General features: G+C 49.2%; 20 protein-coding genes. 16 read left to right on the plus strand and 4 right to left on the minus strand.

The window, feature by feature from the left end:
* Positions 1 to 22: 22 nt before the first annotated feature.
* The 3 genes from FD09_RS13055 to greA form a co-directional block, all read right to left on the minus strand.
* The gene (locus FD09_RS13055) at positions 23 to 958 is read right to left on the minus strand and encodes an ADP-ribosylglycohydrolase family protein (protein WP_057822124.1); all 936 of its coding nucleotides are present in this window, start codon (positions 956 to 958) and stop codon (positions 23 to 25) included.
* A gap of 347 nt (positions 959 to 1,305) precedes the next feature.
* Positions 1,306 to 1,986 (minus strand): hypothetical protein, encoded by a 681-nt coding sequence (locus FD09_RS13060; protein WP_057822127.1) that lies wholly within the window; start codon positions 1,984 to 1,986, stop codon positions 1,306 to 1,308.
* Between the two features lie 156 nt (positions 1,987 to 2,142).
* On the minus strand, positions 2,143 to 2,634 hold the full coding sequence (gene greA, locus FD09_RS13065) for a transcription elongation factor GreA (RefSeq protein WP_057822129.1): 492 nt from the start codon (positions 2,632 to 2,634) through the stop codon (positions 2,143 to 2,145).
* 74 nt (positions 2,635 to 2,708) lie between these two features.
* Between greA and FD09_RS16955 the strand changes: the two genes are divergently transcribed.
* From FD09_RS16955 to FD09_RS13115, 11 genes are all read left to right on the plus strand, one after another.
* Positions 2,709 to 2,837, plus strand: a complete 129-nt coding sequence (locus FD09_RS16955) for a hypothetical protein (RefSeq protein ID WP_268873297.1) — start codon at positions 2,709 to 2,711, stop codon at positions 2,835 to 2,837.
* Between the two features lies 1 nt (position 2,838).
* Positions 2,839 to 3,648 (plus strand): fumarylacetoacetate hydrolase family protein, encoded by an 810-nt coding sequence (locus FD09_RS13070; protein ID WP_057822131.1) that lies wholly within the window; start codon positions 2,839 to 2,841, stop codon positions 3,646 to 3,648.
* A gap of 18 nt (positions 3,649 to 3,666) precedes the next feature.
* Positions 3,667 to 4,359 carry a YjjG family noncanonical pyrimidine nucleotidase gene (locus tag FD09_RS13075; protein WP_083487930.1) on the plus strand — a complete coding sequence of 231 codons (693 nt, stop codon included), beginning with the start codon at positions 3,667 to 3,669 and terminating at the stop codon, positions 4,357 to 4,359.
* Between the two features lie 296 nt (positions 4,360 to 4,655).
* On the plus strand, positions 4,656 to 6,179 hold the full coding sequence (locus FD09_RS13080) for an ABC transporter permease/substrate-binding protein (RefSeq protein WP_057822133.1): 1,524 nt from the start codon (positions 4,656 to 4,658) through the stop codon (positions 6,177 to 6,179).
* Position 6,180: 1 nt separating this feature from the next.
* On the plus strand, positions 6,181 to 7,176 hold the full coding sequence (locus FD09_RS13085) for an ABC transporter ATP-binding protein (RefSeq protein ID WP_057822135.1): 996 nt from the start codon (positions 6,181 to 6,183) through the stop codon (positions 7,174 to 7,176).
* A 2-nt stretch (positions 7,177 to 7,178) separates the two neighbouring features.
* Positions 7,179 to 8,519 carry a dihydrolipoyl dehydrogenase family protein gene (locus tag FD09_RS13090; RefSeq protein ID WP_057822137.1) on the plus strand — a complete coding sequence of 447 codons (1,341 nt, stop codon included), beginning with the start codon at positions 7,179 to 7,181 and terminating at the stop codon, positions 8,517 to 8,519.
* A 280-nt stretch (positions 8,520 to 8,799) separates the two neighbouring features.
* The gene (locus FD09_RS13095) at positions 8,800 to 9,486 is read left to right on the plus strand and encodes an ATP-binding cassette domain-containing protein (RefSeq protein ID WP_057822138.1); all 687 of its coding nucleotides are present in this window, start codon (positions 8,800 to 8,802) and stop codon (positions 9,484 to 9,486) included.
* A gap of 1 nt (position 9,487) precedes the next feature.
* The gene (locus tag FD09_RS13100) at positions 9,488 to 10,666 is read left to right on the plus strand and encodes an ABC transporter permease (protein WP_057822139.1); all 1,179 of its coding nucleotides are present in this window, start codon (positions 9,488 to 9,490) and stop codon (positions 10,664 to 10,666) included.
* 13 nt (positions 10,667 to 10,679) lie between these two features.
* Positions 10,680 to 11,897, plus strand: coding sequence for a hypothetical protein (locus FD09_RS13105; protein WP_057822141.1), 1,218 nt, complete (start codon positions 10,680 to 10,682; stop codon positions 11,895 to 11,897).
* A 36-nt stretch (positions 11,898 to 11,933) separates the two neighbouring features.
* Positions 11,934 to 13,169, plus strand: a complete 1,236-nt coding sequence (locus FD09_RS13110; protein WP_057822142.1) for an ABC transporter permease — start codon at positions 11,934 to 11,936, stop codon at positions 13,167 to 13,169.
* A gap of 114 nt (positions 13,170 to 13,283) precedes the next feature.
* Positions 13,284 to 14,675: an MATE family efflux transporter gene (locus tag FD09_RS13115; protein WP_057822143.1), complete on the plus strand. Its 1,392-nt coding sequence runs from the start codon at positions 13,284 to 13,286 to the stop codon at positions 14,673 to 14,675.
* A gap of 62 nt (positions 14,676 to 14,737) precedes the next feature.
* Here the strand turns inward: FD09_RS13115 and rsgA are convergent, their stop codons facing one another.
* Entirely contained in the window at positions 14,738 to 15,778 is a 1,041-nt protein-coding gene (gene rsgA, locus FD09_RS13120) for a ribosome small subunit-dependent GTPase A (protein WP_157053818.1), read from the minus strand.
* A gap of 437 nt (positions 15,779 to 16,215) precedes the next feature.
* Between rsgA and FD09_RS13125 the strand changes: the two genes are divergently transcribed.
* The 5 genes from FD09_RS13125 to FD09_RS13145 all read left to right on the plus strand — a co-directional run.
* Complete coding sequence (locus tag FD09_RS13125) at positions 16,216 to 17,493, plus strand: hypothetical protein (RefSeq protein WP_157053819.1); 1,278 nt, start codon at positions 16,216 to 16,218, stop codon at positions 17,491 to 17,493.
* A gap of 70 nt (positions 17,494 to 17,563) precedes the next feature.
* Positions 17,564 to 18,820 carry a hypothetical protein gene (locus FD09_RS13130; RefSeq protein ID WP_057822145.1) on the plus strand — a complete coding sequence of 419 codons (1,257 nt, stop codon included), beginning with the start codon at positions 17,564 to 17,566 and terminating at the stop codon, positions 18,818 to 18,820.
* Position 18,821: 1 nt separating this feature from the next.
* Complete coding sequence (locus FD09_RS13135) at positions 18,822 to 19,529, plus strand: ABC transporter ATP-binding protein (protein ID WP_157053820.1); 708 nt, start codon at positions 18,822 to 18,824, stop codon at positions 19,527 to 19,529.
* The gene (locus FD09_RS13140) at positions 19,516 to 20,619 is read left to right on the plus strand and encodes a hypothetical protein (protein ID WP_057822147.1); all 1,104 of its coding nucleotides are present in this window, start codon (positions 19,516 to 19,518) and stop codon (positions 20,617 to 20,619) included. Before FD09_RS13135 ends, FD09_RS13140 begins: the two co-directional genes overlap by 14 nt.
* A gap of 156 nt (positions 20,620 to 20,775) precedes the next feature.
* The coding region (locus FD09_RS13145; protein WP_057822148.1) for a hypothetical protein at positions 20,776 to 21,004 on the plus strand (229 nt) is incomplete at its 3' end.

Below are 21,004 nucleotides of genomic sequence, written 5' to 3' on the forward strand. Positions count from 1 at the left end.
CTGGTGTGCTTTTTATTTGGTCCTAGGCAGTGGCTTGGTACTTTTCTGCAAAGGGTGCAAAATAACGGGCCAGCATGGCTGAATTCTTCAGTGCACTCTGCCAGTCGTCGGGGAACTGATCGGCAGGTTGGGCGGCAGCCAGGATTGTGGCGGTGATACTGGCCACCGTATCAGCGTCACTGCCCAGATTGGCGGCAGTCAACACCCCATCCCGCCAGTTGCGGGCATTCAAAGCGCACCAAAAGGCGGCTTCCAGCGTGTCCACCACATACCCGCTGGATTCAATACCCGCCCGGGGAATCCGCGCAAATTGCGGATCGAAAATTCGGTGGTAGGCCTTCAGTTCTTTTTGATATTGTCCTGGCAGTTGGGCCGCAAAAGCATGGGCGCGATTCAAAGCTTCGGTAAGATTAGCACCTTGCAATAGGTGACGCAAAGCTTCCAAGTAAAGCGCCGTACCGAGAATCGCCCGCGGATGGCGATGGGTGAACGATGTATAGTCCCGATACTGGGCAAACCGCACCGCCGGATCATCTTCATTCAATAAAGTGATGGCCAGCGGGGCTAAGCGCATCACTGCGCCATTACCATTGGCAAACTCCGACGGGTCACCGCATTGGGTAGGCTCGGTGCCGCCCTTGGCATAAGTACGAATGGCTTTGGCACAAGTGTTGCCGATGTCGAAGAGATGACCGAAGGGGGTGTAAGCACCATCTTGCATATAGGCCACAAACTTTTTGAACAAAGCATCATTGTCGGCATCTGCAGTGAGGTTATCCACCAGCGCCAACGTCATCGACGTGTCGTCAGACCAGGTGCCAGCAGGTTGTTCCCAGGTACCATAGCCGGTCATGGTATCCACATGATAAGTATCCCGCCGGCGAAACTCAACAGGCACCCCCAACGCATCACCAAGAGCACCTGCGTATAGAAAATGAATGATTGCTTGTTTCTGCATGCCAAAAATCCTTTCAGTCAAATCTTGTTAATTCGAACGTGCCGACAATTTTTTAGGCACATTTGGGCACAATAATAGGACAAGAACAAAAATTCGAATTTCGAAGGAGTTAGTGCCAATGCGGAGCAATCGGAGGGAAAATGGGGCTCAGCTGTGGAAACCGCAATAAACTTGCCCCGGTTCTGGGCAAGTTTATATGCGGTTAGGCAACTTTGAGACCGCGTACTTTGCGGGCTCAAAGCGCCGCCACAGCGTTCCAGCCCCATTTTCCCGTAGATTGCGCAGCTTTGGCACGGCTCGTAAAAGACGAATTTTGTTCCAGTCCCAATTACCATACATAGTGAAGGTTAGTTACGGAAAGTATCCAGCCAGCTCCGCTTCTGCTTCGGTTCATCATCCTGTTCGATCCCGCTGCGGTTGTCGATGCTAGGCAGCGGACGGATGTCGACAAGATCTTCGTCAATCCGCTTCACTAAAATGAAGTGAGCGACTAAGCCCTCAGTCGCCTTCAAGAATGCCATCGTCGTTTCATCCATGTGGTCAATGACCAGCAACGGAATGACATCACTGATGGCCGGAGCAGCAGAAGCCGATTGGGCTGCAGCTTCTGGGTCGTCTTGATATTGCACATCATCGCTGTCCAACTGATCGTCGTCATCAGGGGCCGGAGCAGCTTGCTGCGTCGTGCCGTTCACACCGCTGGGGTTGAGGATTTCATCCGGAATCTGTTTGGCCACAGCATTTAACCGATAGATAATGGTCGGCAGCAAATCCGTGTTATGCACGATTACGGTGGGGTAGTAAATGCTGGGATCTTCTTCGTCCTGCATGATGAAATCAATGACTTGCGGACTATCTGGAATTTGCACATGGTGGTTGGTCGGGTTCAAATTAAAGATACGCGCAATCGAACCGATCGAATTACTGATGATGGTCTTGAAATCATCATCACTAAATGGTTCAGGATGGCCCTCAGACACAGCGGCCAACCGATTATTCTGCAAACGGAACAGGTTTTCAACTTCCATGGAATAAACCTCCTAAATAATAATGAGCGAGCTGGTCTCGATAATTTTTGCCGAAAGCAACTCAAAAATCACGATCCATTGAATACAGGTGATGCCAATACAAAGCTGCTAATTAAAGTATACACTTTTGCACTCTGGGAACGCTCTAAATTTCCGTTAATCTGCCCGCTGGTTACCAGAATAAGTGAGGGCGACGTGTAAAATGGTGACGGCATAAGGACCGTTTGGTGCATCCACAGTCACTGTGTCACCAGGTTTGTGATCGAGCAAGGCGGCACCTAGCGGGGATGCTTGAGAAATCTTTTGCGCGTCTAAATCCGCTTCCGGTTTACCGACAATATGGTAGGTATCCACATCATCGTCATCTGTAAATCGAATCTCCACGGTCTTACCGATTTCCACCACCGGCGTATCACTGGGGGTCACAATATCGGCGTAACGCCGCTGTTTACCCAGATAACGCAGACGGGATTCCAAATGGCGCAAGTCCCGTTTGGCGGCGGAGTACTCCGCATTTTCGGACAGATCCCCCAGTGCCCGGGCTTCCTGCAAAGCTTTGATCAATCCCGGCCGTTTTTTCTTCAAGGCTTCAATCTCATCACCCAGCGCATCAAAACCATGCTGGGTCATCTGCTCGTAGTACACCATCCCCAAAACTCCTCCTCTGAATTTCCTACCTGGAATGTATTACAATTGACATGATTGGTCAATGGAGGTAGCACATGCCATATCGAATTGGTGTTGATTGGGGCAGTGCTCAGTGCCAGGTCGTCACCGTTGCGCTGGGCGATACTACCGGTATGTACGGTACGGCGCAATTGGCGCGGAATGCAGAAAGGAAGTTTCAATAGAATGAAAATCGGTATGATTGAAAACGGGCCTGTGGCGGTCACAGAAAAGGATGGGCAGTTTCAAGTCGTCCCCATTGAAGGGGCTGACACGGTGATGCAGGCTTGGGCCGCCGGCGAACAGCGCCTCGATTTTGGTAATCCGCGGCCGTTGGTACCGCAAGAATTAGTGTGTCCCATCCCGGAAGCCCGGCAGGTTTTTGCGATTGGCATGAATTATGCGGATCACACCAAGGAACTGCATGTGACAGCGCCTAAAGCACCCAGTGTCTTCACCAAGTTTCCATCCTCACTCACGGGGCCGAACGTGACGGTGGCCCACCATGGGGAAAAGACAGACTGGGAATCCGAATTGGTCGTCGTGATCGGTCAGGGCGGTCGGGACATCACCGAGAGCGATGCGGCTAATCACATTGCTGGTTACATGGTGGGGCAAGACTTGTCTGATCGTACGGTCCAATTTCTCAATGATCCCGCTCAATTCTCCTTGGCTAAATCCTTTGCGGGATATGGTCCTATCGGTCCGTGGCTGACCACGGCTGATGAAATGCCTAATTTAGACAAGCAGACAGTCACTACCATGGTAAATGGTCAGTTAATGCAGGAATCAACGTTAGGCCATTTGATTTTCTCGCCGGCGGCATTAGTGGCATATTTATCCAGTATTGTGGCATTATATCCAGGTGACCTGATTTTCACTGGCACGCCCAGCGGCACCGGTGTCGGCCATGATCCCCAGATTTTCCTCCAAGCCGGGGATAAAATTGTCAGTGCCATTACCGGTCTTGGCAGCCTCCACATCACAATGAGCTAATAGAAAGTAGGAACAAATTTGACATATCGCTTTTTACTATTCGACATCGACGATACGTTGCTGGACTTCAAGGCGGGTGAAATGAAGAGTCTTGGGGAAATGTTCACCGAACTGCACATTCCCACTTCGCCAGTATTAGAGGAAACCTATCTGCGCATCAATCAATCCCTGTGGCAGCAATATGAAAAAGGCGAGATCAGTCGCGAGGACATTTTTCACCGCCGGTTTGTTAAAACCTTTAAGCGCATGGACATTGATGCAGATGGTTTGTTGGCAGAACGGGTTTATCACCAAAAATTAGACCAGCAGGCCGTGGTGATTCCCCGGGTCACCGAAACATTGGCGGCATTGCAGGATTATGAACTGTACATCGTCTCCAACGGTGTCGAAGCTGCCCAATTAAGCCGGCTGCGCAAGAGCGGGTTGTTCCAATATTTCCGGGATATTTTCGTCTCCGATACTGTCGGTACGCCCAAACCCACCAAGGCCTTCTTCACCTATGTGGCCCAGCACATTCCCCACTTTGATCGTCACCAAGCCATGATCATCGGCGATTCACTGACTTCAGACATCCAAGGCGGCATCAACGCCAAAATCGACACCGTCTGGTACAACCCCCACTTCACTCCCAACCGCAGCCACATCAAGCCGACTTATCAGTTGGCAGAGATCAATGACTTGACGGCTTTACTATTGGCTAACCAAGACTAATAGGGGCTGGGACAAAGTGATGGATGTAGTGCCAATGTGGAGCAATCGTAGGCTGAAATGGGCTCAGCTGTGGAAACCACACCGCGCGCGGTTTTTGCGCGCGGATGTGGTTAGGCGTGTTTGAGACCGCGGTCTTTGCGGGCTCAAACCGCCGTCACAGCTAGCTTCGCCTGCGGCTACGCACTAGCTGCGCGTCGCCACCCATTTCAGCCGGAGATTGCGGAACTTTGGCACGGCCGTATATCTAGCGCAACGTTTGACCGGTTCGCTAAAATGGGAATTAGGAGGATTACAATATGGACATCATCTCGACCCTAATGAACCGCAAAAGCCAGCTCCTCAGCGCCATCGGCCAACACCTCGGCATCTCTGTCGTGGCCTTACTCATTGCGATGCTCATCGCCATGCCATTGGCCTTCTGGGCGGTGCGGCGCAAACGGGTGGCGGCCGTCATGCTCCAAATCGCCGGTATTCTCCAAACCATCCCTTCACTCGCGCTACTGGGCCTATTGATCCCCCTGGTGGGAATCGGTACTACCCCGGCAGTCATCGCTTTAGTGATTTACGCGCTGTTGCCAATTTTTCAAAATACGTATATCGGCATCACGGGCATTGACCCGGCGCTGGAAGAGGCGGCGGATGCGTTTGGCATGGGCCGCTGGCGAAAGCTGTGGAAAGTGGAGCTGCCCATTGCTGCACCCACGATCATCGGCGGTATCCGCACGGCCCTCGTGCTGATCATTGGCACCGCGACCCTGGCTGCGTTGATTGGCGCAGGCGGGTTGGGGTCATTCATTTTGCTGGGGATCGACCGCAATGATATGAACTTAATTGTCATTGGTGCGGTCTTCTCGGCGTTATTGGCGATCATCCTGTCTGCGCTCATCTCCTGGTTAGCCAAGCAGCGCTGGCAGTGGACCGCTGGCTTGCTGGCACTGCTTATCATTGGAGTGGGCGGCAACCAAGTGTTGGCTCAGGTGAACCAGCCCGAGACCGTGACCATTGCCGGTAAATTGGGCAGCGAACCGGACATCCTGATCAATATGTATAAACAATTGATCGAACAAGATGATCCCCATATCCGCGTCCAGCTCAAGTCGAATTTTGGGAAAACGTCTTTTCTCTTTAACGCTTTGAAGAGCCGCGATATCGATATCTATCCAGAATTTACCGGCACCGTACTGGAGACTCTGGTCAAAAAAGATGAGTCGGCGGATAAATTGTCTGCTCGTCAGACATACGAAGCGGCGCGTCGGGCTCTGGCCAAACAAGATCAAATGACCTACCTGGCCCCCATGCAGTATCAGAATACATACGGATTAGCGGTTAAACGTACGTTTGCCAAACAGCATCAGCTGACCACGATCAGTGATCTCAGCAGTGTTCAAGATCAATTATCCGGCGGCTTTACGCTGGAGTTCATTGATCGAGATGATGGTTTCCGGGGGATCAAGAAGTTGTATGGGCTGAATTTTCCGACCCATTCCTTTGAGCCGTCGCTGCGATATACCGCGATTCGGAACAACAAAGTAAATATTGTGGATGTCTATTCCACGGACAGTGAAATTGTTCAAAATAAATTGCAGGTCTTGCGCGACGACAAACATTTATTCCCGCCTTATCAAGGGGCGCCGTTGATGCGGACGGCTTTTGCCAAGGATCATCCAGACATTGTGCGCAGCTTAAACAAACTGGCGGGGAAAATTACGGATGCACAAATGCAGCAAATGAATTATGCAGTGAATGTACGCAAACAGTCGCCCGCCAAGGTGGCCCGCCAGTATTTGCAGACCCATGATTTATTGAAGGAGGCGGACTGACATGGTGGAGAACGAAAGAATTGCAGTTCAGTTCAATCATGTGCAAAAAGAGTTTGCCGACCAAATGGTGCTCACGGATCTGAATCTCACCATTCCTGCCGATGAAATCTTCGTCTTGGTTGGGCCTTCCGGTTCGGGTAAAACCACCACTTTAAAGATGATCAACCGCTTGGAAGATCCTTCCGCCGGAGAAATTACCTATTTTGGCCGACCGGTGGCGGATTATCCGCTGCAAGAGCTGCGCTGGTCCATTGGCTACGTGCTTCAGCATATTGCCCTTTTTCCGAATATGACAGTGGCCGAAAATATTGCGGTCATTCCAGAGATGAAGAAGATGACGAAGACTAAGATCCAATCCCGGACGACGGAACTGCTGGCGGCTGTCGACTTGCCCGCTGCCGAGTATGCCCAGCGCTATCCCCATGAACTCTCCGGCGGGGAGGCTCAGCGGGTCGGTATTGTCCGGGCATTGGCGGCCGATCCCGGAATGATTCTGATGGATGAACCATTCAGCGCGCTGGACCCGTTATCTCGTAAACAGTTGCAGGAATTGATCCTGCGGTTACAGGCCAAGTTACATAAGACGATCGTGTTTGTGACTCACGATATGCACGAGGCATTGAAAGTGGGGGACCGCATTGCCGTGATGCACAATGGGGTGATTCACCAGGTGGGCACGCCGGCCGACATTCAGCAGCACCCGGCCACCAGTTTCATTGCCGACTTCTTTGCCGGCGCTGAAGTGGGCCATGTGGTTTGGGCGGATACGCTGACTCAGGTGCTGGCCAGTGGTGTTTTGCCGCAGACGACCCAGGCACCCACCACCCAAATCACTGCCCATACCTCCGTGGCCGCCATTTCCCCCCGCCTGGGCAATGGAGAAACACTGGCGGTGAAAAATTCGTTGGACGGTCATACCTATCAGTTAGATGCGGCGGGTCTGTTGAAATATATTGTGGCGGTGCATACATCAAGTGATTCGGAAGGAGTGCATTAGTTATGGCAGATAAGCAATTTGATACGATCATCATTGGCGGTGGTCCGGGAGGTTTAGCCGCTACGAGTTCATTGGCTGCCCACCAACGGGTATTGGTCGTGGAAAAAGATCTCTGGGGCGGGACCTGTCCTAACCGCGGCTGTGACCCGAAGAAGATGCTCTACGGTGTCGTGGAGAGCCGTGTCCAAGACCAACGATACGCCAAACACGGCCTGCAAGGCGCCGCCCAGATTGATTGGCCAGCCCTCATGGCATTTAAACGGCGCTACACAGATAGCGTGCCCGCCGGTACTGAGAAAGGTTTGCAGAGTAGCGGGGTGACCACGGTCCACGGCGCGGCCCAATTCCAGGATGCCCACACGATCACTGTGGGTGCGGTGCATTATACAGCCGCTAATATCATTTTGGCTACGGGCGCCCATGCCGCCAAGCCTGATATTCCGGGGGCCGAATTACTGGGCACCAGTACCGACTTCCTGGATATGGACACGCTCCCGCAGACCATGGCCTTCATTGGCGGCGGCTATGTGGCCGTGGAATTAGCCAACATTGCCGCCAATGCGGGTGCCACAGTGCATCTTATCCAGCACAACCAGCACTTATTACGGGCGTTCCCAGAAGCGTACACCCAGCGTTTGGCGCAAATTATGGCCGATCGCGGGATTATCTTCCATTGGGATACTAGCGTGGCCCAAGTGAGTACCGCACCGGCGGGCATCACATTGCACTTTACCGACGGCCAGTCGCTCACAGTGACCAAAGCCTTCAGTGCCATGGGTCGGCCGGCTAATACAACCGACATGAATCTGGCAGAAATTGGGGTCGAGACGACTAAGGGCGGTATCGTGGTGAACGACCACTTGCAAACCGCGCAATCTCACATCTGGGCAATCGGTGATGCAGTGGCTAAAAAGCAGCCGAAATTGACACCCGTGGCCAGCTTCGAAGGGCGTTACGTCGCTGGAAACATCCTGCAGACGACCACTGCGCCGATTCAGTATCCCGTTGTCCCCCATGTGGTGTTTGCCAGCCCGGAACTGGGCCAGGTCGGGGTCACCGTGGCAGCAGCTAAACAGGCTCCCGATCGGTATACGGTTGAGGAACAGGATCTTAGTCACTGGTACACGTATAATCGGATTCAGGACAAAACAGCCCGCGTGACGACGGTGACGGATAAGACGACAAAGCGGCTGGTGGGCGCAGTGGTGCTGGCCGTGGCGGGGGAAGAGCTGCTGAACTATCTCAGCATCCTGATTCACCAGCAGGCCCCGGCCAGTGTCTTGCAGCAATGGATTCCGGTTTATCCCAGCGTGGCCAGTGATTTATCGTATATGTATCATTAATTGCAGGATTCAATACGGATGAGACTTGGACTTTTGCCTGGGTCTCTTTTTAATATGACGGTTACTTCATTTATTTTTTTTAGCATTCTGATTGAGACAGCCCGCGCATTTTGATCATCAGCGCCACCGCCAAATAAGCACGTAGTTAAAGTTGGCCCATTAAATTATTGACAGATAAGAAACTAAGCATTACATTTTGATTAACGTGGTGTGAGGTATTTCTGCATACACGATAACCGTCAATTTATGTTCGATTGTCCAATCCAGCGAGGTGATTCACATGCTCACAGTCACAGATCTGTCTTTCTCATTTAAACACCACCCAATTTTTGACCACCTGAATTTTTCAATTCATGATGGCGAATTAGTGGGTCTGGTTGCACCTAATGGGACAGGAAAAACTACTTTGCTACGGCTGCTGTGCGGCCTCTTGCTTACTGCGGCAGACACCTTGGTGTTAAACGATATTAAATTATACCAGCACCGCACCAAGTACCTGAAACAGTTGTTCTTCCTGGAAAACTCCAATCAACTTTATTCTGAACTCACCGTTGCGGACCACTTAACCTACGTCAAAGCAATGTGGCGTTCCCAGATCGACATTGCTAGTGTCATTGACGAACTGGAAATGCGCGACTATTACAAGAAGAAGATCAAGACACTATCACTCGGCATGAAGCAGCATGTCTTATTAGCCATGTACATTATTAGTGACGCGCAAACCCTGTTTATCGATGAACCGTTAAACGGTCTGGACCCCACCAGCATTCAACAATTTGAACATATTTTTCTGCAGTTGAAGAACGCCGGTAAAAGCATGGTCATTTCCTCTCATCAAATGGACAGCGTTGGTCGTGTCAGCGATCGTGTTTTTTTCCTGAAAGATCAACAGATTATTGACGTTAAAAATACCGGCCAAGACATGCTGACTATTTACAATCAAACATTCTTGAAGGCAGGCGATTGAGATGCTGGCCCAATATCAAATCGATCTCAAACGCCATTTTTTGTCGGCCACCAATATTGTCGTTTATGCCGCATTAGTCATTCTTATGCTGGGCACTTTCTTTGCGCAAACAGGGAAGCCCAATACGACTCAAGCCGGATTGTATAGTGACTATGCGGCTTCTGGTGATGCCTTATCCAATGAAATCATTGCGTTGCGCAAGCAGAAATACCGGACCGCTAGTGAAAATGAGCGGCTTGCCCAAAAAGTGAAGGAGCGTTCTTACTTCGACCAAATCATCATGACTGCGAGTGCCGGTCCGGCCACGGATGTCGATCAGCTCAATACGGTACTGCTTAACTACGCAAAATACACCCAGCGTGTCACTGCTGCAGATCCCCATATTCGCCTGCAATTAATTAAGTATACGGGGGAATCGCTAGACCGTTCATTGCTGGGACGTACCAAAGAAGTGACTTTTTACAACTACTTGCTGAAACATCATATTCGTGAGATCCCCGTCGGCGCGATCCACGCACCAGCAACGAACTACCTCACATATGCCTTTTTGTATCATATATCGCCATTTCTGATTATCGCTGTCTTCTTAGTGGCAATGGCTGAACTTTTTACTTTGGATAAACGCGAGGAGAACATTAATTTCACCAATATCTTACCCATCAGTAAATTCAAAGTACTGTTGACCCGTGTACTGGTATCCTTGACGCTTTATATCCCAATATTCCTGGCTGCAGTCCTCAGTGTCTTTGTAGTGACCGGGCTGCACAACGGCTGGGGCGCTTGGGATTATCCATTAGTCTATTCTCTTGATGGGAAGCACGCACTGATTATGACGCTTGCCCAATTTATGCTCCGATTCATTGGCCTGATTTTCACGATTCTGCTATTTTTTATTGTCTTAAATACGGCTACCAGTCTTTTTTGGCCGACAATCGGAACGAACTTCATCATTGCGGGTGCTGTATTATTAACTGGTTTGCCCGCAGTGATTGCGCAATCAGCTGTTGGTTCAATCGCAAAGTTTCTACCTTCTGCGTATTTTAATTACGCGGCATTGATTCTGCATCAAACAAGCTGGCCCACACTGGGATATTTTGGTGGTATTGCTGTCCTGCTAAGCTGGGCTATTTTTCTTCTGATCGGCACCTTTGGGGTGGTGCATCACCGGCAATTATTGTAAGGAGGGGTGGAAGATGAAGGATGTTTTTCGATTTCAGTTCAAGCAGTTGCCGTTGTCGCTATTGGTCATCACTGCCAGTGTGCTGTTTATTTTGATTTGTGTGCCAGTTCAGCACGACATTACAACTTACAGAGACCAGTCGACCTCCACATCCCAATCAATTCGCAATATGATTGGGTGGCTTGATCCGCCGATTAAGGAATATTCTCAACCGCCTGCCGATAAATCCATACCGCATTTGTCGGAAGAACAGAGACTTATTTCTGAATCAAATTATAAAGGAATCCGCAGTGCGTTGAGCCAGAGGGACTATCGCCAAGTCAATAAACTTATTCTGGCACAGTCACGTGACGTCCCCCAAGACGGCTTTCAATATATATTAACCGCAGGATATTGGTTTACTGGGAACACAAGAGGAAGGATTAATCTTGCATTGCCTTATAGTTACCTTGTTTCTCACCGGTTGAACGTCACTCCGATGGTCAGTGATCGGAGTGATGCCGTCAACGCTATCAGTAGAGTACTTGGTACTTATCAGCCAATTGACCTGGAAAATGGGGACAGTGGTTTGATTCTGTACATCCTTCTTGGACTCATGTGCGTGCTATTTGGTTTTGTTTCCACGAAGAATTTCCAAAACAAAACTGATAACTTCGTCCATACTTTGCCTGTATCCGTTCTTCGTTATCAGAGCACTCGCTCCTTTTTAACGATAGTCGCATTCGACTGCGCATTGGTAATTGCAATCGGGTTGAACATCATCATCATTGCGTTGACCCCTGATCATAATTTTGGCAGTTTTCTTTATCCGCTCGTTTACGTCCACAATGGAGACACCGCCCTGGTTATATTATGGCAGTTTTATGCAATTTGGCTACTGTTACTAAACCTGTGGGCATTCCTACTATGCGGCATATCTTTGCTCATTAGTCACTGGATTAGGAATCCAATTGCTAACATATTTTGTCTTGCCGTTATTGCCTTTGCCAAACCGTTGAGTTTATTAGCAATGCTGCCTCAAAAGATTCAGCTGTTTCTACCGTTAAGCTACACGGCAATGTCTGACATGGTTTACCTGATGGGAGAGTTTGATATGTTGCCACCCGCCAAATGGATATTGATTTTTATCGTCTGGGATATATTGGTTTGGGCGGCATTAGCGGTGATAATCAAAATTCAGGAACGGCCGCTATCTTCACGTCGAGCCAGTTTAGCAAGTCAAAATCGGTAACCACTACTTGCCGAAAACGTATGAGGAGGGTCAAAAATGAGAAGTTTTTTGCGCTTTCAACTCAAACGACTGCCTTGGCGGCTAATTGCTCTTGCTTTTGGCCTGCTTTTTGTCTTGATATACTTCTCGGGTCGGTTCGACATTACTACTTTCCCAAATCAACCCACTTCGATTTCCCGGTCCATCCGATATATGGACAAACAACTTGACCTGCCTATCAGAGAGTATTCTCCCAATACTGACAAAACGGAGTCATCGAATGTTCCAAAAGACCAGCGGGACTTTTCTGAAATGAACTATCGGAAAATCAAGAATGCACTACACCAAAAGAAATATCGACTGGTTAACTTGCTTATTTTGTATCAACTGCAAAAAGCACCTCGGGATTATTATCCCGGAATAATCTTGTCTGCGGGCTTTAACGATATGTGGATCAATACCTGGGAATCAAGTACGACCGTCCAAGAAAAGGAACATGTTGATTTAAACATTCCATATGAATATCTTGTGACACAGCGGTTGAATGTGACACCCTTGGTCAGTGACAGAAGCGATGCACTCAATGTAGTCGCTAACGTACTTGGTATTCACCGCTGGAATGATTGGCTGCAAAGTAATAACACTTTGTTGGTACGGGTCTTTCTCGCACTCATGTGTATTCTGTTCGGTCTGGTTTTTACGAGAGAGTACTCACATCAATCAGATGATTTCACGCGAACGCTACCCATTTCCATGTTCCGGTATCAGGCGGCCCGTGCTTTCCTCACCATTCTTGTTTTTGACTTGGTGGTGCTCAGTGTCGTGATTCTGAATATCGTGATCTTTACTCTGACACCTGACCACGATCTCGGTAGTCTGCTGTATCCCATTGTTTTTATGAACAAAGGTGACACCATCTTTGTGGTTTTGTGGCAATTCTATGGGTTATGGTTTTTGTTGATCAATCTCTGGGCCTTTTTCTTGGCCGGTTTGTCGCTGCTATTCAGTTTTTGGATTAAAGGTTCCGTCACCAACATCTTTTGTCTCGGCGTGATTGCTTTTGCCAAACCGTTGAATTTGTTAGCTTTGTTTCCAAAAGAAGTGCAGCCCTTTTTGCCAGCGAACTATGATGCCTTTTCAGACATGTTTTACCGGCTCGACTTGTTCGATACATTACCGCCCAGCAAATGGATTGCCATTTTCGCGGCTTGGATCGTTCTTGTCTGGATTGCTGTGGCATTGATTATCAAAATACGCGAACGGCCTAAATTATTCGTTTCTCACGCCAATTGAATGGCGCCATGCTTCGAGTAAACTCGGCCACTGAACATTTAGAAACCGGTTGCCCATTCCCTGGGATAATTCGATACAATGGAGTTAAACCCAATCCACGAAAGGAATATCGTTATGGCCACTATCCGCGAACGCGGCAACCAGTTTCTGACACGCTTCTTCTCGGGGCGCGACATCAGCTATCGGTTTGTCTTTGCCCTGTTAATCCCCGTTGTGATTGACCAGTTCTTCCTGGTCAGTTTCAACTTTATTAATACGAGCATGATTTCTTCCTCCGGGACTGCCGCCATCAGTGCGGTCAACATGGTCGGGAGTTTGAACATCTTCTTGGTGCAGTTCTTCGTCGCCATTGGCTTAGGCGGGACCGTGTTGATTGCTCAGCATTATGGGCACAAAGACTACGCCATCCTCGGTAAGTTGGTGAACGGTACCGTGTATGGCGCGATTCTGGTAGCCACTTTGTTGGCGATTGTGTTCATGGTATTGCACGAGCAGATCCTAACGGCTTTATTTGGGCGCGCCGATCCGGGTGTCTTAGACGATGCCGCCACGTATTTAATGGGAATCTTGATCAGTTACCCATTCCAAGCTGTGGTGGAAGGCACTAACGGTAGTCTGCGCGGAGTCGGTCGAACAAAGACCTCGCTGCAATTATCGCTGACCATGAATGCCATTTATTTAGGCTTCAATATTGTATTCGTCAGCTGGTTGAAAATGGGTGTGATCGGTCTCGCCATTTCGCTGAACATTTCGCGGGTCTTGGCGGCTGGTTTAGCCATCTGGATGTTGTACCGCAATCGGGCCATCTTCAACATGCGGCTGCAAATTCTGAAGCGCATCAATTTTGCGACCGTGCGCCAAGTGATCCTCGTGGCGATTCCGTTTGCCGCCGAGTCGATCTTCTTTAATGGTGGCAAAATCATCATGCAAATTATGATTGTCAGCTTGGGTACCGACATGATTGCGGCCAATGCCATCGGCGGTTCCTGGATTCAGTTGTCCGAAATCATTCCCAGTGCGCTGGGGACGGCGCTGGTTCCCATTGTTGGGCAATCCATGGGCCGGCGCAACACCCACGATGCCCGCAAACTCACCAAGTCCTTTGTCATTTTGGGCATGATTCTTTTCCTCACCGTGGACTTAATCTTGCTGCCGATCTTTCCAGTGGGGATCCAAATCTTTAATCCGCCAGCTGCCATTGTACCGGTCATTTTCCGCATGTACCTTATCTGTTTAGTGATGCACTGCTTAACCTGGCCGATCAGTTTCGTACTGCCCAATGCTTTGCGGGCCGCCGGGGACGGCAAATTCACCACCACCGTATCATTGCTGTCGATGTGGCTATTTCGGCTCGGTATTGGTTACCTAGTCGGGATTGTTTGGGGGTATGGCTTGGTGGGTATCTACCTGGTGATGTCCCTAGAGTGGGGCGTGCGCGGCACCATTTTCCTTCTTCGATTCCGGGGGAAGAAATGGTACGAGAAGAACTTGCTAAAATCCGTCTAAAATCAAATCGTGCCCCACAATGGCGACTAGTTGCCATTGTGGGGCACGATTATTTTAATGAGTTAATTGGCGTATCGTCGTTTGTTTGCCCGATGTTCCAGCACCTTACTGCGCTGCGCCGTTTGCCGAGCAATAAAAGCACTCTCTCGCTGCAACTTGCGATAACTCGCCAGTCGGTGCGGATCTAACGTGCCAGCCTGGATGGCCGCTTGCACAGCACACCCGGGTTCGTGTTCGTGGGTACAATCGCGGAAACGGCAATTTTGTGCCAATGCTTCAATATCCTGGAAAGATTGGGCAAAAGAGGTCTCGTCTGTATCCCAAAGTTGCAGTTCCCGCATTCCCGGTGTGTCCATCAATAAGCCGCCAGTGGGCAACCGGAAAATTTCCTTGCTTGTGGTGGTGTGTTTCCCGTGGTCATCACCAGACCGGACATCCTTCGTGGCCTGGACTTGAGCGCCCAGCAGCCAATTGGCCAAGGTGGATTTGCCAGCACCAGAAGAGCCTAACAGCACCACGGTTTGGCCGGTCTGGAAATACGGCAAAAGCGCGTCTTTGCCTTGGCCCGCAACGGCACTGACCGCCTGTACTGGCATCCCAGGGGCCGTTTCTTGTACAGCGGCAATTTGTTCCGAGACATGATCGGTTAAGTCTGCTTTGGTTAACACGACCACGGGGGCCGCATTACTGTCATAGGCCAAAGTCACATACCGTTCTAGGCGGCGCAGGTTAAAATCGTGGTTCAGCGCCATGACGATGAAGACTGTGTCCATGTTGGCTGCCACCACCTGGGCATCCGTGGTCACTCCGGCCATCTTCCGGGTGAATTGGGAAAACCGAGGAAGAATGCTTTCGATGAGAACCGGCCCATTGGCCACTGCGCGACAGACGATCCAGTCGCCCACAGCCGGGAAATCTGCCCGAGAGACGGCATTGAACCGTAACTTCCCAGTGACTTCAGCCGAATGCAATCCGTCCTCAGTGACCACCCGATACAACTCTTTTTGTTCGCCAATGACCCGGGCCAATTGAGTGTTGGCCGAGAGCAGGGCGGTGTTGCGAATGCGATCTGTGAGACCGTACATTTCTAAATAATTGATCAATAAAAAACCTCACTATCTTTATCTGTTGAGTCAAATAGCAGGCAATTGTCCTAAAAAAGGGCACAAAAATACACCTGTCAGAATAACTGTCCACTATCACGTTGTGCCTAATAGTTGGGCTGCATTATTCCACAGGTGTTAACATCAAAAAATGAGATTAATCAGCGGCGGGATAAGCAGCGTCCATAACAATGCTCTTCTTCGTTGTTTTTGCCATGATCGCCACTCCCTTTCAAATTGATTACCCATAGCATAGCGGACGGGATTGCGGCTGTCAACGGCCAATTTGATTTCAAGAGGCACATCTGTTGATTCCCACGGCACTATGTAACATACTGAGCATGTGAGCAGGTCCGCAGGTACATTCAAGGTCACGCTCTCTATCTTTCCAATGAGCAAGGGACTATAGAGATCTTTTTGAGGGAAGGGAGCCTTGTATGGTTCGCTTAGAGCTAACAAAACTGTGGCGGCAAAACAAACTCATACCCTGCATCGTGCTTTTGCTCATTCTCATGGTCGGTTCCCTAGAGGCCTCAACATTCATGCAAGGTCAACGGCTTAATACTGCTGAGGAGACTAGTGAACAATGGATTAAATTATTAAAAAAGACAATCCAGCCAAAAGATCCCAAACAATGGTTACCTAAGGATAAGTCTGCGATGCAACTACTAGAAAAACAATTAGTCGATCTTAAGCGTCGTGATGGCATGGCTTTGCGTAAAGATGCTGTCGAACAGTTCACTCAAATTAGTCCCATGATATCTTATTCAGGCAACGTAATTGTGGATTCCAATCTGCACTCTGGAGAAGTGGAAGCCACACGAAAAGAGTTATTGTATTTACAGCGACATAATCTGGCGACCATGTTGCCGCTCACCATCCGGACAAATCCCCAGACAGCCCTAACCAACACTGTTTCTGTGGATCAGAGAAATGTGTTTCAAGAACTTACGCAACGTTTTTATGTGAGGGGGTGGGAACAGATCTGGTTGTGGAGCACGGTTGGCGGCCTATTAGTTGCACTGGCGGTAATCAATATGTTTTTGGGGGATATTTTGGCCAATGAATATGACTCTCAAAGTGATCATACGGCTTGGTTACGGCTGCACAATTATGGTCAAGCGAAGATGGTGTTAACCAAGTTGGGCGTGCATTTTGTTTTATCATGTCTTATGCTTTTCACGGCACTGGGTATCTTTTTAGTTTATGCTTGGCTGCGTAATGGATTGGGTGATTTGCGTTATCCTGTTCAAGCCTGGGCATTAGGCAAGAAGGTCATTTCACCATACTCGTGGCCGACAGCGACGGAAGAGGCCAATTATTTTGCGCCATTACAGATTACTTTCATTCCTTTGGCGCGGTACTTAGGCCTTTTCGGCTTTTTTGGATTCGCTATTCTTTTCTTGAACAGTACCTTGACGCTGCTGATTAATCGGCTAGTTAAGATTCGATTACTGGCACTTTTAATCATGGTGGTATTGCCTGTGATAGGGCTTGTTTTGCCAGCTAGTATTTATAACCCATTTACGTATTTAAATAGCGATTGGGTCGTCAGTAATTATTTAGGCTATTTCCTCCGTCAACGGTCGTCAGTTTATCCATGGATTATTGGCGGTATTGGAATAATAGCCGTCGGGTGTTTATTATTGACGATTATGCCGCTGAGAAGAAAGCTTGGTGGTCTCAAATTGGCTAAGTCTAGCGGTGCTGTTTGATGGATTGGCCTGACAATCTGCCGCAAATCCGATCATAGATTGTGAAAGAACCAGCGGGAGGTGAGCGAATATGATTCGTCTTGAGTTAACAAAACTGTGGCGGCAAAACAAAATCATTCCCTGCATAATGCTTTTACTCATGCTTATGGTGGGGTCTCTTGAAATTTCGATATTCACACAAGGTCAACGGCTCAGTGATGCAGTGGAAACTAGTGAACAAACAATCAAAGAGTTGAAGCAGCCCAATCCGTTTCAAGGCACTAAACAACTGTTACCTGAAACAAAGTCAACAATTAGTCTGTTAGATAAACAACTGGTGGCCCTTAAGCGCCGTGATGGAACGAGCTTGCGTGAAGTTGGTGTCAAACAGTTTATTCAAAAATGGCCGATGTTGTCATACTCGGGTGACAACATTATCGATTTTAATTTGCATTCTGGTGAGGTAGAGGCGACGCGTAAGGAACTGGTATATCTGCAGCATCATCAGCTTCCGACCATGCTGCCGCTGACTATTCGGACAAATCCTCAGACGGCTCTGACCAATAATGTTCCCGTGTTTCAGGACAAGGTATTTCAAGAGCTTACCCAACGTTTCTATGTTAAGGGGTGGGAACAAATCTGGTTGTGGAGTACGATCGGCGGCATAATGATTGCATTGGCAGCAATTAATATTTTTCTTGGAGATATTTTAGCCAATGAACGTGATTCTCAAAACGATCATACGACATGGTTACGATTACAACATTATGGCCGGGTGAAGATGGTGTTGACTAAATTGGGGGTGCATTTAGTTTTATCATGTCTCATGCTTTTCACAGCACTTGGCATCTTTTTAGTTTATGCTTGGCTGCGCAATGGATTGGGTGATTTGCGTTATCCTGTTCAAGCTTGGGCATTAGGCAAGAAGGTTGTCTCACCATACTTATGGTTGACGGCCACTGCCGAGGCCAATTATTTTGCCCCACTACAAATCACTTTTATTCCGTTGGCGCGGTACCTGGGTCTTTTAGGTATCTTTGGACTCGTTGTTCTCTTTCTGAATAGCACGTTGACGCTATTGATTAATCGCCTGGTTAGGATGCGTTTGCTGGCACTCTTGATCATGGTGGCATTGCCTCTATTAGGGCTTGTCCTGCCCGTCAGTATTTATAATCCATATACGTATTTGAATGGCGATTGGGTTGTCAGTAATTATTTGGGCTATTTTCTCAGTCAACGGGCCGCCGTATATCCTTGGGTTATTAGCGGTATTGGAATAGCGGCCATCGTGTGTTTGGTATTGGCACTGATACCGCTAAAAAGAAAGCAGGGTGGTCATTTTGGTTAAGATGAATTTTGAAATTAAGGACTTAAGTTTTGCGTATCGGCGCCATCCAGTTTTTATCGAAGCTAATCTGACGCTGATGACATCGGGTGTATATGGCCTGGTGGGTCCCAATGGCAGCGGCAAGAGTACTTTGTTTAATTTAATCACCGGTCTGTTGCATCCCACTCAAGGGGCGATTACTTTGGATGGCACTGTGCTTACGCCTAATCTCGTGTTTGCCAATGTCGCCTATGCCCAGGACAGCAGTGTCTTATATCCATACTTGACGGGACGAGATCATATTCGGTTTGTGGCACTGCAGCATCATGTCGCGGCGGCAAGAATCGCTGCGGTGAGTGAGCAGTTAGAAATCACGCAGTTTGTGGATCAACGGGTGAGTAGTCTTTCGCAGGGGCAAAAGCAGCGATTGATGATCGTGTTGGCACTCTTACCTGAAGCACGGCTATTATTGATGGATGAACCGCTCAACGGCTTGGACCCTGACAGTGTCATGATTATTCGCAACTTATTGGAGGACTTTAAGTCGACGGCGCAAATGGTAATTGTCTCTTCCCACAACTTGGATGAACTGGACAAAGTCACGGATCAGATCATCTTTAAGGTTGATCAGGGCTTACAGTTTGAAACTGTCGCCGATGGGGCCGAAGCCCGGTATGCGGAACTGTATCATCATGCGCGACCTGTGAAGGCGGGGGATGGTCATGCGTAATTTGGCGATTTTATCCTGGCTGCGGGTTAAACGCCGCGGATTTTGGCTGTTGATTATTGGCGTCGCAATCGTCACCGGGGCCGCCTTTTTTGGCGTGACTAAATGGCAGCTGGCCCAAGAAAATAGTACGATTGCAGCCCGGCTGGAGCGCGGCAGTGAGGAACTGGGCGGCCAGTTGCGGGAGATACCGCCGAAACCGGCCAAGATTCCCAAGCACATGATCGGTTACTGGCACATGATTGACGCCAAGGAGCAGCTATTAGTGGCGATGCATCGCGGCAGTCAGGCAAAAACTGCTGGGAATGAACATGACTATACGCGCTGGCATGTAGCCATGTTAGAAGCGAGCATGCAATTGGACAAATATGTGCCCAATGGTGCTGCCGAATTTACCACTTTGGATATTCAGACTATCAAACGGCAGTTGAAACGAGACCGATACTTGCTGGCGACCGGTCAAACGGTGATCAATTCAATATACTCGTTGGCACCACGCGCGGTGCTTACCCGCCTATTTCTGTTTCTGCTTTGTCCCCCGATACTGATATTTCTGCTACTTGGATTGAATTGGTTGTGGCGAGACAGTTTTGACACCAAAACCCACCAATTTCTCCTCCTGCATGTCCGCCAGCGCAGCCATGTGATGTGGGAAAACCTCGTCAGCACAATCGTATTGATGGCCCTTTTTAGTCTGATCTGTGGCGGTACAACAGGAATATTAGCCATACTTTTTGGTGGTAAAGAATCCGTGGCGTGGTCGTATCCGCTGACCCCCCAAACGTCACTCGGTGTCCAAGCCGCCATACTTGCCGTGTTTGCCGCACCGATCGTTTGGTGCCTCACCGCCGGGGTACAAGCCGGCACACTCTTGCTACATCACATCAGTACCCGAATCGCCGTGCTCGTTATCGTTTCGGCAGGTATCACCTTCCTGCCGTTCGGAATCAGTTTGAACCCATTTGCACAGCTAGGCTACCGCCTGCTGGATTGGCAGCAGCCGCTTAATATATGGGCGTTAGTGTCTTTGTTGATTGTAGCGGGCAGCTTAACAGGCGTTGTTAACATATTTCTTAATCGCCGCAATGCTTAATCATTCATCCAAAAACAGCGAGGATACCCCCACTTCAACGGCTTCGCCGTAAGTGGGGGAGGAATCGCTGAGCTTTTGACTTGACTGTTCGCTAGGGCAATCTGGTATGCTGGTTTTAGGGGATGGGAACGTACTTTCCCACCAAAGGAGGCCAGTATGCAAAACGCGCAAGTACTCAAAATGCAGATCAAGTTCGCGCCAGACGATACTGCGGGACCAGCAGCCATGCAGGAAACTATGAACCACTATCGGGATGCTTGTGATCTGATCAGCCGGCATGTCTTCGCCCGGAATTTTAAGTTCAGCACCTTCTATCTCCACGCCGTCTTCTACAAGAAGCTCACGGATAAGACGTCCAAGCTGTATCTGAAAGCGCAAATGGCGC

The organism is Schleiferilactobacillus perolens DSM 12744 (assembly GCF_001435585.1).
Classification (GTDB): Bacteria; Bacillota; Bacilli; order Lactobacillales; family Lactobacillaceae; genus Schleiferilactobacillus; species Schleiferilactobacillus perolens.